Origin of the sequence: Streptomyces sp. NPDC085481 (assembly GCF_044541845.1) — a bacterium.
GTDB lineage: Bacteria > Actinomycetota > Actinomycetes > Streptomycetales > Streptomycetaceae > Streptomyces.
Genome location: NZ_JBITTJ010000002.1, coordinates 298,157 through 310,975 on the forward strand (window position 1 = coordinate 298,157; position 12,819 = coordinate 310,975).

Annotated in this window: 9 protein-coding genes; 3 read left to right on the forward strand and 6 right to left on the reverse strand. The window is 72.2% G+C overall.

The window, feature by feature from the left end:
* Positions 1-3: 3 nt before the first annotated feature.
* On the reverse strand, positions 4-1,005 hold the full coding sequence (locus tag ACIGEZ_RS07210; protein WP_399826866.1) for a GNAT family N-acetyltransferase: 1,002 nt from the start codon (positions 1,003-1,005) through the stop codon (positions 4-6).
* A 127-nt stretch (positions 1,006-1,132) separates the two neighbouring features.
* Here ACIGEZ_RS07210 and ACIGEZ_RS07215 point away from each other — a divergent pair, with 127 nt between their 5' ends.
* Positions 1,133-3,961 carry an ATP-binding protein gene (locus ACIGEZ_RS07215; protein WP_399826869.1) on the forward strand — a complete coding sequence of 943 codons (2,829 nt, stop codon included), beginning with the start codon at positions 1,133-1,135 and terminating at the stop codon, positions 3,959-3,961.
* A gap of 168 nt (positions 3,962-4,129) precedes the next feature.
* Positions 4,130-4,960 carry a hypothetical protein gene (locus tag ACIGEZ_RS07220; protein ID WP_399826871.1) on the forward strand — a complete coding sequence of 277 codons (831 nt, stop codon included), beginning with the start codon at positions 4,130-4,132 and terminating at the stop codon, positions 4,958-4,960.
* Positions 4,961-4,964: 4 nt separating this feature from the next.
* Here the strand turns inward: ACIGEZ_RS07220 and ACIGEZ_RS07225 are convergent, their stop codons facing one another.
* Positions 4,965-6,434 (reverse strand): MFS transporter, encoded by a 1,470-nt coding sequence (locus tag ACIGEZ_RS07225; protein ID WP_399826873.1) that lies wholly within the window; start codon positions 6,432-6,434, stop codon positions 4,965-4,967.
* A gap of 150 nt (positions 6,435-6,584) precedes the next feature.
* Here ACIGEZ_RS07225 and ACIGEZ_RS07230 point away from each other — a divergent pair, with 150 nt between their 5' ends.
* The gene (locus tag ACIGEZ_RS07230; protein ID WP_399826875.1) at positions 6,585-7,151 is read left to right on the forward strand and encodes a TetR/AcrR family transcriptional regulator; all 567 of its coding nucleotides are present in this window, start codon (positions 6,585-6,587) and stop codon (positions 7,149-7,151) included.
* 82 nt (positions 7,152-7,233) lie between these two features.
* Here ACIGEZ_RS07230 and ACIGEZ_RS07235 read toward each other — a convergent pair whose 3' ends face one another.
* The 4 genes from ACIGEZ_RS07235 to ACIGEZ_RS07250 all read right to left on the reverse strand — a co-directional run bounded on the left by ACIGEZ_RS07235 (position 7,234) and on the right by ACIGEZ_RS07250 (position 12,404).
* On the reverse strand, positions 7,234-7,878 hold the full coding sequence (locus ACIGEZ_RS07235; RefSeq protein WP_399826878.1) for a response regulator: 645 nt from the start codon (positions 7,876-7,878) through the stop codon (positions 7,234-7,236).
* Position 7,879: 1 nt separating this feature from the next.
* Positions 7,880-9,061, reverse strand: coding sequence for a sensor histidine kinase (locus ACIGEZ_RS07240; protein WP_399826881.1), 1,182 nt, complete (start codon positions 9,059-9,061; stop codon positions 7,880-7,882).
* 5 nt (positions 9,062-9,066) lie between these two features.
* A complete protein-coding gene (locus ACIGEZ_RS07245) occupies positions 9,067-11,286 on the reverse strand; it encodes an MMPL family transporter (protein ID WP_399826884.1) in 2,220 nt (739 codons plus the stop codon).
* A 293-nt stretch (positions 11,287-11,579) separates the two neighbouring features.
* A complete protein-coding gene (locus tag ACIGEZ_RS07250) occupies positions 11,580-12,404 on the reverse strand; it encodes an NAD(P)H-binding protein (RefSeq protein ID WP_399826885.1) in 825 nt (274 codons plus the stop codon).
* Positions 12,405-12,819 lie beyond the last annotated feature (415 nt).

A 12,819-nucleotide genomic window follows, 5' to 3' on the forward strand; every position in this document is an offset into this window, starting at 1 on the left:
TGCTCATGCGGGCACGTCGAGCTGGAACTCGCGTGTGCGGCGGTAGGAGCGGTAACCCAGGGCGTGGTTGACCGCCAGCATGTGGACGTTGTCCTCGGCGTTGTCCGTCTCGACCTCCACGACGCCCGGGTGCTCGGCGCGCAGCCGGCGCACCATGGCGGCCTTGAGCCACAGGCCGAGCCCGTGGCCGCGGTGCGCGGGCACGACCGCCGTGTCGTACTGCTGGGCACGCGGCCCGGAGCCCTGGGGGAGCAGGATCTCGGTGTAGCCCGCCATGGTGCCGTCGTCGTGGAGGGCGGCGAGGGTCAGCAGCGTGTCGCCGCGTTCGGCGACCACCTTGGCCATGGCACGGACGCGGTCGGCGTCCCAGGCGATGCTGCCGTAGTCCAGGTCGCCCATGGGCATGTCGTTCATCGCGTTCTTGGCGGCGGCGAACGCGTCGGCGAGGCCGTCGGGGACGGTTCCGGTCCAGCCGGTCAGCCGGTAGCCGGGGTGCTCGGCATCGGCGGCGGGAAGGGCCCCGGCCTCGTCGAGGCGCAGGAGCAGGTGATCCAGGCTCAGCGCCCGGCGGAACCCCCACCGTTCGGAGAAGGCCTCGCCCGGGCTGTCGGCCGCCGCCGCGACGATCAGGCTGCGCCGGCTCTCGGTACGGCAGGCCGCCACGACCGCCGCCAGCAGGAGCGAGCCCGCTCCCTGACGCCGGTGGGCCGGGTCGACGTGGAGTTCGAGCTCGGCCAGGTGGTCCCGCCCCGCGGAGGAGAACAGCCGCAGGCCGGCGACGCCGACGGTGTCGCCGTCCGCCCCGGTGGCGATCCAGGTCAGCCGCTGGCTGTCCAGGGTGGGCTTGGTGAGCTGGGCGTGGATCTGACCGGGGCCGGGAGGCGGCACTCCGGGCAGGTCGTGGGCCATCGAGGCGACGACGACCCGGTGCCAGTCGGCGGCTTCGGTGACGGATACGCGGTGCAGCGGGGTGACGTGGAGGGGGGTGTGGGCCTGCTGGGACAAGGCGAGGACTCCTGCGATCGGATTCAGCGAATGCCAGGAATCTATGGGGGTCTGACGTACCGGCACATCGGTCGCCATGACTTAACGCGGTGATCAAGATGACGGGAGCGTTAGGTATGTTCAAGCCATGTTGTACGGGCGGGGGACCGAGCAGGACCAGGTACACCGGATGCTGTCGTGCGCCGGTGACGCAACGAGCAGAGGGCCGGCGAGCAGTGCGGCGCTGGTGATCCACGGCGAGGCCGGCATAGGCAAGACGGCGCTGATGGATTACGCGGCCGGGCTCGCCGCGCGGCACGGCCCCGGGCGCGTACTGCGCACCGTGGGCATCGAGTCGGAGATGGAGCTGGCCTTCGGCGGCCTGCACCAGCTGCTGCGCCCCGTCACGGACCACCTGGACCGGCTGCCCGGCCCCCAGGCCGCCGCCCTGAACGCGGCGTTCGGCCTGTCCGGCGAGGCGGCGGGCGACCGGTTCACCCTGGGGACGGCGGTCCTGACGCTCCTGTCGGAGGCGGCGGCGGACGGCGACGCCTCGCGGACCACGCCCGTCGCTCCCCTCCTCTGCCTGATCGACGACGCGCAATGGCTGGACAGGGCGTCCCTGGACGCCCTGACCTTCGCGGCCCGCCGGCTCCACACCGAGGGCGTGGTGATGCTGTTCGGCGTACGGGACGGGGTGCCCGGGGGCCAGATCACCGGCCTGCCGCGGCTGGAGCTGCGCGGCCTCGACCCCGCGGCCGTCGACGCCCTGCTCACCGACCGCGTGGCCGACCTCTCGCCGTACGCCCGGGACCGGATCGTCGAGCAGGCGCAGGGAAACCCGCTCGCCCTGCTCGAACTGCCCGCGGCGCTCACCACCGAACAGCGGGCCGGCCAGCTGAATCCGGTCACGCTTCCCGCGGGTCTGTCCTCCACCTCCAGCCGGATCCAGGAGAGCTTCCAGGCACAGATCCGCCGGCTGCCCGACACCACCAGGGGCATGCTCCTGGTGGCCGCGGCCGACGCCTCCGGGGACCTCGACCTGGTGCTGCGGGCGTCGAGCGGGTACGGCGCCACGCTGGAGGACCTGGAACCGGCCGAACACGCCACCCTCGTCCTGCTGACCGAGAACGCCCTGTCCTTCCGCCATCCCCTCATCAGGTCGGCCACCTACCAGGACGCCCCGCTGGCCCGCCGCCTCGCGGCCCACCGGGCACTGGCCGACGCGCTGGCCGACCCGTTCGACGGCGGGCCGGGCGGCGGGGAGCACGCCGACCGCAGGGCCTGGCACCTGGCGGCCGCGACGACCGGAGCCGACGAGGACGTCGCCGCCGAGATGGTGGGCGTCGCACAACGGGCGGGCGGCCGGCAGGGTACGGCCTCGGCCTCGGCCGCGTACGAACGCGCCGCGCAGCTCACCGCGGACCCGGCCGGCCGCGCCCGGCTCCTGGCAGCGGCGGCCTTCACCTCGGCGGAGGCCGGGCAGTTCCACCGCACCGCGGCCCTCACCGACCGCATCAACGCGCTCGCCCTGGACCCGGGGATGCTCGCCGACTTCGCCCGCGTACGGGCCATCGTCGAGCTCGACCGGGGATCACCGAGCCGCGCCACCCGCATCCTCCTCGAATGCGCGGACCGCCTTGGCCCGTCCGCCGACCTGGCCCCGGTCCTGACCGAGGCGGTGCAGACGGCGCAGTCCTCGGCCGACGGGAAGCTGTTGGCCGAGGTCGAGACCCGGCTACCGGCGACGCCGGAGTACGCGACGGCGAGGGCGATGACGGCGCGGCTGACCGCCGCCGCGACCACCATGGGATCACCGGCCGGAGCCGGAGCCGGAGCCGGAGCCGGAGCTGGGGCTGGGGCTGGGGCCGGAGCCGACGGCGGCTTCGCCGAACGCGTCCTGTCGGCCTCCCGCGCCCACCTCTTCGCCGATCACCGCACCGCTCTCGACACGGCCACCGCGTGCGTACGCGACTGCCGCGCGCAGGACGTGGTCGGCTGGCTGCACACCGCGCTGCACCTGCTGGCCGAGGCCCAACTGTCCCTGGGGCGGTACGAGGAGGCGCGTGCGGCCGCCACGGAGGGACTGGCCGTCGCCGAGCAGTTCGGCCGCCATCACCGGGCGACGTACCTGCGCGCGACCCTGGCGACCCTGGCCGCCTTCCAGGGCGACCAGGAGCAGTGCGCCGCCATGAGCGAGGCCGCCCTGGCGCACGCCGACGCCCACGGCATCGAACTGGCCGCCGCCCACGCCCACCGGGCCCAGGGCCTCCTGGACCTGGGCCTGGGCGACGCCGAGACCGCGCTCACCCACCTGGAGGCGGCGAGAGCCCGGCTTGGCCACCCCCTTCTGGCGGCCTCCCTCCTCCCCGACCTGGTGGAGGCAGCGCTGCGCACCGGCCGGCGGGACCGCGCGGAGGAACCCGTAGCGCTGCTCGCCCAGTGGGCGAAGGCGGCACGGCACCCCGCCGCCCTGGCCCTCGCCGGCCGCTGCGAGGCGCTGACCGCCCCGGACGCGGAGGCCGAGCGGCACTTCACGACCGCCCTGCTCCACCACGCCGAGGCGGACTCGGCCCAGCCGCTGGAACGGGCCCGCACCGAGCTGCTGTACGGCGAATGGCTCCGCCGCGAACGCCGTCGCACCGACGCCCGCCGCCACCTGCGCGCCGCCCTGGAGACCTTCGAGGACCTCGCCGCCCACCCCTGGGCGTCCCGCGCCCGCACCGAACTCCAGGCCAGCGGCGAAACCCTCGCCGCCCCCGACGACCGCGCGAACGCGCTCCTGGGCCGCCTCAGCCCCCAGGAACGCGAGGTGGTCCGCCTGGCCGCCACAGGCGCCACCAACCGCCAGATAGCCACCCAGCTCTTCCTGAGCCCCCGCACGGTAGGCCACCACCTCTACCGGGCCTTCCCCAAACTCGGTATCACCTCCCGCAACGACCTCGCGGCCCTCCTCGGCAGTCCTCCGGGCTCCTGAACCCACGGGTGCCGGGCACCCGTCACGCCGCGGCGGCCGCGCGCGGGCGCCGGGCCGGCGCCCGTCTCAGGTCGAGGAGGCTCAGGGCGGACATGCAGCCCTGGACCACGTGACCCGACAAGCCCGGGAATCGCCGGCGCCGGCGGTCTCCACGACTAGGTTCGCCTCATGCTGCGTATCGTCGACACCCGTACCGGCCGGCTCGTGGAGGTTCCCCCCGTACGCCGCCACCTGCTGAGCATCTGCGTCCACCTGCCGGCCGGCGAGGCCGGGATCGGCCTGGCGGACCTGCGGGCGCTCCTGGTCGGTGACGTACTGGCGCGCACAGCGGAGTTGCACGGCCTGCAGTCCCGCACGTACCTCAGCCGGCCGGACCTGCCGCACGAGCAGGCCCAGGCGCTCGGGGGCGCCATGTCCGCCCTCGGTGTCCACCCGCCCGCCACCGTCGGTGTCCACCACGCGGACGGAACGCCCTGCGCCGCTGCCGACGTCCACGTCCACGCGTACGGGACCGCCGCACAGGACGCGGTCGGCGGGGTCCTCGTCGACGTGGGCCAGGTCGGCCCGGCATCCCGGGAGAGCGACGTCACGGACCGCGCCCACTTCCTGGCCCCGGGGCTCCCGGACGCGGTCGCCCCGGAGGGGACCGATCCGCTGGCCGTCAGGATGCTGATGCTCGGCCACGCCCACCGCGCGCCGGTCGTGGTCACCGGTACGGCGCTCGGCGAGGCCCGGCGCATGCTGGGGGACTGGCGGCAGCTGGTGGCCGACTGGGCACAGGAGCCGTCCAGGCCGATCCCCGCCGATGTCCTGCGAGACGCCCATGCCGCGCTGGCCGACGACCTCGACGTCCCCGCCGTCCTGAACGCGCTGGTCACCCTGGCGACCCGCGCCGACGTGCCGGCAGGTGCCAAGTTCGAGACGTTCGCCTTTCTCGACCGCGTCCTCGGACTGGATCTCGCGCGCGAGGTGGGTCACCGACATCGGTCGACGCCATGACGTGTCAACGGCTGTTCACGGGTGCCACGTTCGGGGTGGTGACCGCATCAGGATCGGTGGAACGGCGCGGGGCTGCGGAGCCTTCCGCGGGTTCGGACCTCGCCAGCCACAGGCCGGTGAGCACGGCGGTGGCCAAGGTGATGGCGCCGGCCGCGACGAAGGCGCTGTCGAGGCCGGCCTCGAAGGAGGCGCCGCCGGATTGCCGGGTGCGGACGACGGCTCCGAGCACCGCCACGCCGAGCACCGCTCCGATCTGCCGGGTGGTGCTGCTGATGCCTGACGCGAGGCCGCCTTCCTGTGGGCTGACCGCCTGGATGGCGGCTCCCGTCAGCGGGGACAGGGTCAGGGCGAAGCCGATGCCGGCGAGTCCCAGCCGCCACCACACGTTCCCGTAACCGGTGTCGGCGTGCACCGTGCCGAGCGCGAGGAGGCCCAGGCCGGCCAGGGCCAGGCCGGTGGTGACCACGATGCGGAAGCCGTACCGGGCGGCGAGCCGGCCCGCGTACGGGCTGACGATCACCATGGCGAGGGACACCGGCAGGGTCTGCAGGCCGGCGCGCAGGATCGAGCTGCCCTGGACGTACACGAAGAACTGGGAGAAGAAGAACGACGAACCCATCAGCGCGAACCCCACCACGGTCATGGCGGTGTTGGACACGGTGAACAGCCGCTGCCGGAACAGCCGCAGCGGCAGCATCGGTGCGGAGCGACGCGCCTCGACGGCGACGAAGGCGGCGAGGAGGATCGCCGCGGCGGTGAAGCTGCCCAGGATCGCCGGCGATGTCCAGCCGCGGGCGCCACCTTCGATCAGCCCGTAGGTCAGCGCCCCCACCGCCAGAACGGACAGCACGGTGCCGGGGATGTCGATCGCGGGGGCGCTCGGGTTGCGGGACTCGCCGAGGTGGCGCAGGCCGACCAGCAGCAGGACCGCGCCGATGGGCAGATTGACCAGGAAGATGGCGGGCCAGCCGAAGGCATCGGTCAGCACTCCGCCGGCCACGGGGCCCGCGGCCAGACCGATTCCGCTGAATCCGGCCCACAGCCCGATCGCCTTGATGCGTTCCTGCGGTACGGGATGGGCGGCGGCGAGCAGGGCGAGCGAGGCAGGGCTCAGTGCCGCGGCTCCGATGCCCTGCAGTACCCGGCCGGCGACCAGCCAGCTGAGCGAGGGCGCGAGGCTGCACACCACCGAGGCGGCGGTGAAGACCGCCACGCCGGTCAGGTACACCCGCTTGCGGCCGAACCGGTCGGCGAAGATGCCGCCGGACAGCAGCAGCATGGCGACCAGCAGGACGTACGCGTCGACGATCCACTGCAGACCGGTCAACCCGGTGTGCAGCCGGTGCTGCATGTCGGGCAGCGCCGCTCCGACGATCGTGTTGTCGAGCAGGACCATGAACTGGCCGAGGCAGGTCACCGCGAGCAGCACGGCCCGGTTCGATCGACTGCCTCCGGCCGCATGCGATGCAGCCATGGGGACTCCTCTCCATCGTCAGTTGCCCGGTCGCGGTCGACGCGGACGGCGATACACCCGAGCGCTTTAACGCAGTCGGGCACTGCGTTAGGTGACTATAGGGAGGGTCCACTCACAAACGCAAGCGGCTCCTGCGTTAAGGTGGGAGGTATGGACGAGCGACAGCGGGCCCGGCGGCCCGGCGGGCGCAGCGCCCGCATCGGCGAGCAGGTGCACCAGGCCGTCACCGACCTGATCAGCGAGCGCGGCTACGGCAACTTCACCGTCGGCGAGGTGGCAGCCCGCGCGGGCGTGGCCGACAGCAGCGTCTACCGCCGGTGGGGCAACCTGGAAAACCTGCTCACCGACGTGGCGCTCACCCGCCTCAACGCGCAGTCGCCGATGCCCGACACCGGCAGCCTCGCCGGCGACCTGCGTACGTACGCGGCCAACGTGGCCCGCGAGATCACCGGACCCGACGGTCTGGCGGTGGTGCGCCTGGCCGTCGCCCTGTCGAGCAGCGGGCGGCAGGGCATGCGGGCCGGTGACGAAATCCGCGACGAACGCATGCGGCAACTGCAGTCCATGCTCGATCGCGCCCGCGAGCGTGGCGAGCACGCGCCCGACGCGCTCGGCGTGCTGGACCACATCCTGGCCCCGATGTACATCCGCGTCCTGTTCGGCATGGTCCCGCTCACCCCGGACTACATCGACGCGCTGGTCGACCGATTGCTGTGACCTCGACCCCGTTCCCGCGAGCAGCCCTCGGACGCGGCGCCACGGCAGAAGGCACCGTGACGAGCGTGTTCCGCGGGTGCCGTCAACGCCGGTGCAGCAGGCCCTGCTCCAGGGCCACCACGACCGCGCGGGTGCGGTCGCTGACGTTCAACTTGGCGAAGATCCGGAGCAGATGGGTTTTCACCGTGGCCTCGGCGATGACGAGGCGCCTGCCGATCTCCGGATTGGACAGGCCGTCGGCGACGGCATCCAGCACATCCACCTCGCGCGCGGTGAGCGTCACCGGCGCGGGCTGCCGCATCTTGGCCACCAGACGCTGTGCGACGCGCGGGGCCAGGACGGTTTCTCCCCGGGACGCCGAGTGAATGGCTTCGACGAGCTGTTCGCGGGTGGCGTCCTTGAGGAGATAGCCGGTCGCGCCCGCCTCCACGGCATGCTCGATCTCGGTGTCGGTGTCGTAGGTGGTCAGGATCAGCACGCGAGTGCCCGGATGGCCCGCGATGATCTCGGCGGTGGCACCCACCCCGTCGAGCACCGGCATCCGCAGATCCAGCAGCGCCAGGTCGGGCTTCAGGCGGTTGACCAGCTCGACCGCCCCCCGGCCGTCGTCGGCTTCGCCGACGATGTCGATGGTGGGCTCGGAGGCCAGCAGCGCGACCAGGCCGGCGCGCATCACCGTATGGTCGTCGGCGAGGATGATGCGGAGCGTGTCTGCCGATGTCGTCATGTCACACCTGACCGTTCGTGGGAATCATGGCGAGGACGCGGGTGCCGTCTCCGACCGAGCTGGTGACGGTGAGTTCGCCGCCGAGTTCGGCGAGGCGTTTGCGCATGCCGTTGAGTCCGAAGCCTTGGGACTCCTCGACCACGAAGCCCCGTCCGTCGTCGATGATTTCCAGCTCGATGCCGAACGCCTGCTGTGCCAGGACGACGTCGACGGCGGAGGCCGCCGCGTGCTTGCGGATGTTGGCAAGGGACTCCTGAGTGCAGCGGAGCAGCGCGATCCGGGTCTGCTGGTCGCACTCGATGTCCGGCAGGTCCGCGGTGACCGTGAATCCGGTGTCCTCGGCGAACCGGTCCAGGGTCCGGCGCAGGGTTCTGGCCGCCGAGCCGGGGGCCACGCCGCTCTGGGGGGCCGAGCCGACGAGGACGCGCGCCTCGGCGAGGTTCTCGCGGGCGGTCTGCTCGATGGACCGCAACTGCTGGGCGCTCTTCTCCGTATCGGTTTCGAGGCCGGAGCGGGCTGCCTCCGCCAGCGCGACGATGGAGGCGAAGCCCTGGGCGAGGGTGTCGTGGATCTCCCGCGCGAGGCGCTCGCGCTCCTCCGCTGCGCCCTGGAGCCGGTGCGCCTCGGCCAGGCTCAGCTGGGTGCTCTTCAACTCGGCGCGCAGCTGGGCGCGTTCGTCGCGCAGTCCGAGAGCCCGGGGCGTCAGTACGGCGATCAGGATGCTCACCGCGTAGACGGCGAGCGAGGAGATGGTGTTGGTGGTGAGGACATCGGTGTTCCAGCCTTCCCGCAGACTGCCGCCGACCGTGATGGCCACGGCGCCGAGGCCGCTGTAGACGATCGCGGACCGCAGGCTGTTCGCGAAGATCACGAACTGTGGAAGCGTCAGCGTGTAGAGCACCCCGAAGCCTTCGCGGAGGTAGGCGAGTCCGCCCAGGATGAGGACCAGCAGGGCCAGATAGGAGTACGCGCCGCGCACCGGGTTGCCGGGGCGTCTGCGTACGACCCCGTAACAGGTGCCGAGAAGTGTCAGCAGTGCCAGCGACCCGTACTTGGCCGTGCCGGGGGTGTCTCCCACGACGGTGATCACGGCCAGCAGTCCGGTGATCGTCCAGGACATGACGTCCCACCAGTGGAGCATCCAGATCCAGAACGGGTCGCCGCGCTGTGGCCGTTGAAGCATGATCATCAGCCTACGTTCTCGAACGGAACGCCGGCTGAGGCGGCGGTCGGCGCCGGAAGGGACGGCCGCGCCGGCCGAAGCGGCCACCATGCCCGCTCGCCGAGCAGCAGCAGGAGCGACGGCAGGACCATGAGCCGGATGACCACGGCGTCCAGCAGCACGGCCACCGCCAGACAGAAGCCCATCTGCTTCATCTCGGTGAGGTGCAGGGCGACGAAGGCGCCGAACACCGTCACCATCACGATCGCCGCGCTGGTCACCACCTTGGCCGACCGGCTGATGCCGTCCAGCACCGCCTCGCGGGCCGACATCCCGTTCTGTCTGGCCTCCTGGATCCGGCTGACCACGAACACCTGGTAGTCCATCGACAGGCCGAAGAGGATCACGAAGAGGAACAGCGGTACCCGGGACGCGATCGCACCGAGCGAGTCGAAGGCCAGCAGGTCCTCCGCCCACGTGCCCTGGAAGAACACGACGAGCAGGCCGAGCGAGGCCCCGGCGGACAACAGATTGAGTACGACGCCGATCAGGCCGATGACCACCGAGCGGAACGCCCACACGGTCATCACGAAGGTCACCAGCAGCAGGAATCCGATGACCAGCGGCAGCTTGCCGTTCTCGTGATCCACGTAGTCGCGGCCCCGCGCCACGTCACCGCTCACCCCCGTCTCCACGCCGGGCAGCCGGCCGACCGTGGTGGGCAGATAGTCCTCCCGGAGATGGCCGAGCGACTCGATCGCTTCGCCGGAGGGCGCGGGGAACGGGACGGCCAGCTCCAGCACGCTGATCCGGCCGTCGGCCGACGTACGCACCTTCGGCTCGGCGTTCCCGGCGAACAGGGGATCGGCCTGCGCCCGCCGCCCGAGGTCCGCCAGAGCACGCCTCACCTCCGCGGCCCGGTCCGGGGTGGAGCGGGCGACGATCTCGTGCTTGACCAGAAGCTCCGGGAAGGCCGCGTTCAACCGGTCGTAGACCTGCATGGCCGGGATGTCGCGGGAGAAGGTGTCCTTGCCCGGGTCGACGAGTCTCAGGCCGAGCGCGGGCGCCGCCAGGGCGAGCATGACCAGCGCCGATACGCACAGTGTGAGGGCGGGATGCTTCTGCGCGGGCCGCAGCAGGGCGCCGGACACCCGGCCCGTTTCGGCCTCCGCCCGCTTCGTGCGGACCGGCTTGCCACGGCTCGCCCGGCGGGCGGCCTTGCGGGCCGCACGGCGCTCGGTCCGGTGGCCGATCGTCACGAGGAGTGCGGGAAGCACGGTCAGGGAGCTGACCATGGCGACCGCCACGACCAGGATCGTGCCCGTCGCCAGCGAGGAGAAGATGACGTCCGTGGCCAGATACAGCGTGGAGGTGGAGACGATCACGGCGAGGCCGGAGACCACGATGGCCCGGCCCGCGGTCGCCGCCGCCAGCTCCACCAGGGCCTCCGGGGCGAGCCGGCCACCGGCACGGGCCCGTTCCTCGCGTTCCCGCTTGAGGTAGAAGAGCGTGTAGTCGACTCCCACCGCCAGGCCGATGAGGAGGATCATGTTGGTCCCGACACCGGGGTCGGGCAGGACATGGGACGAGATCATGGACAGCCCCAGGGCGGCGGCGATCGAGGAGAGCGCAAGCAGCAGCGGCACACCGGCCATCACCACCGATCCGAAGACGATCAGCAGGGTGACGAGCGTGACCGGCAGCGTGATGCGCTCGGAGAGCGCGAGGTCCTTCCCGCGCTGGTCATTGACACCCTTGCTGATCGAGGGGGAGCCGGTCTCCTCCACGACGAGGTCGGGGTGGTCGTCGCGCACCTTCGCCGTCTGTTCGAGGAGCGGGGCGACGTTCTTCCTGCCTTCCAGCTCGGGGCCCTTCAGGACCACCGAGACCCTGAGGACCGTGCCGTCCTCGGAGCGGACCGGGGCGGCCACGCTGTCCACCTCGGGCAGCTTCCGCATCCGCTCGGTGAGGTCCCGGGCCGCGGAGCCGGCTGCCTCCATGTCCAGAGGGCCGGACTTGGCGGAGAACATGATCTGCTCGGTGGGTCTGCGTTGCAGGCCCCCTTCGGCTGCCATGGCCTCGGCGCGCCCCGCCTCACCGACCCGGAAGTCCTCGACAGCGGCTTCGTCGGTGCCGACCGCGATGCCGACACCGAGGCACAGAACGACGAATACGAACCAGCCGGCGATCGCACGCCATGCGTGCCGGGCGCTCCATCGGGCTATCCGTACAGGGAGTTGACTCATACCCGTGATCCTGGTCGGAGTGGGGCGGGGCCCGACACGCCCGGCCGGCTGAACCTCGGGTCCACCGGTCGGTGGACCCCGGGGGAAGGACGACCGATACCGGCGTCCCCGCCCGGGTGGTGGTGAAGCGCCTTGCCGGCTGCCTCCCCTCGATCGAGAAGAACCACGGCCGCCCGATCGTCGAGTGGAAGGACCTGATCCGCTCCTCCCGCCTGTCCAGTCGATCGCCCAGGCCTCCGTACCGGGGCCCCGGGCGGGCCGCCCGGACCGCGCGGTTCGCCACGGGACTCCCGTCAGGGGCGGAAGGCGTCGGCGTGTGCGGCGGCCCATTGCGCGAAGGTTCGCGGCGGACGGCCGAGAACGTCCGCGACCGCTGACGTCACCCCGCCCACCGTCTCGGGCACGGTCGCCCACATGCGCAGCATGAACTCGATGCCCTCCTCGGGCCAGCCCTCGGCCCGCCACTGCCGGCGTGCCTGGTCGTCGGTCAGCTCGGTGAAGCGGATCTCACGGCCGGTCACCGCCGCGATGGCTGCCACCTTGTCGGCCGGCGTGAGTGCTTCGGGCCCTGACACGACGAGGCTCCTCCCCATGTGGCCGCCCGCGGCAAGCACGGTGGCGACGACCTCGGCGACGTCCGTCTCGTCGGCCGAAGCGGTCCGGCGACGCGCGTACGGCTCTCGGACCTCCGCCGTATCGCGGATGGCTTCAGCCCATCCCAACGCGTTGGACATGAGGTCGATCGGCCAGACGAACGTCCACTCCAGGCCGCTGTCCCGCACGGCTTGGCGCAGCTCCCCTTCTTCGCCGGCCGACAGGACCGTCAGCCGCCGTACACCCGCCTCGGCGGCCATCGACATGATCTGTGGCCCCGTACGCAACGGGGCGTGGTCGTGCCCGGTGGCTCCGAGCAGGTGCAGGGCGGAGACTCCGTGGAGGGCCGCTGCCAACGTGTGCGGCTTCGTGAGGTCGCCGCCCACCACTTCGACGTCGTCGGGCAGACCGGTCGCGTCGTCCGGGGTGCGGGTGAGTGCACGAACCGCCTGCCCGGCCTGGCGAAGTCGCTCGACCACATGGCGCCCCAGGGTTCCCGTCGCACCGGTAACCAGAATGGTCACGTCGCTCCTTTGCTGCTGTCTGCGGAGGTGAGCACCGCACAGGGCGGTGGCCGAACCTTCCCCTTGGCCGGCCGCAGACGACAGTAAGTGGCATGTAGGTCGGATCTTGTCCGCGATCCGACCGTCAACGGGGCCCTTGCGGCTGCCGGCAGGTCTGACAACTCCATTGCCACGGCCGGCGATCAGCGCCCGCGGCAAGGCCCTCGCAGAGACGAGGTGACACGGCCGCCCGCAGGGTGGTCAGACGGTGCCTGGCGCGATGAGCCGACCGGTGCGCGGCTCCAGGGCCGTCGGCGATGCCGCCGGAGGCGAGTACCCGGTCACGTCGACGCCGGCCTCGGCCGCGCGCACCCCTGCTCGACCGTCGTCAGCTGCGGGACGGCGCGGCTGCGGCCGTCCGTGTGTCGCTGCGCCG

Coding starts and splice junctions, on each gene's coding strand:
- ACIGEZ_RS07235 (WP_399826878.1), bottom strand. CDS start 7,878: ATGACGACATCGGCAGACACGCTCCGCATCATCCTCGCCGACGACCAT.
- ACIGEZ_RS07230 (WP_399826875.1), top strand. CDS start 6,585: ATGGACGAGCGACAGCGGGCCCGGCGGCCCGGCGGGCGCAGCGCCCGC.
- ACIGEZ_RS07215 (WP_399826869.1), top strand. CDS start 1,133: ATGTTGTACGGGCGGGGGACCGAGCAGGACCAGGTACACCGGATGCTG.
- ACIGEZ_RS07225 (WP_399826873.1), bottom strand. CDS start 6,434: ATGGCTGCATCGCATGCGGCCGGAGGCAGTCGATCGAACCGGGCCGTG.
- ACIGEZ_RS07245 (WP_399826884.1), bottom strand. CDS start 11,286: ATGAGTCAACTCCCTGTACGGATAGCCCGATGGAGCGCCCGGCACGCA.
- ACIGEZ_RS07220 (WP_399826871.1), top strand. CDS start 4,130: ATGCTGCGTATCGTCGACACCCGTACCGGCCGGCTCGTGGAGGTTCCC.
- ACIGEZ_RS07240 (WP_399826881.1), bottom strand. CDS start 9,061: ATGCTTCAACGGCCACAGCGCGGCGACCCGTTCTGGATCTGGATGCTC.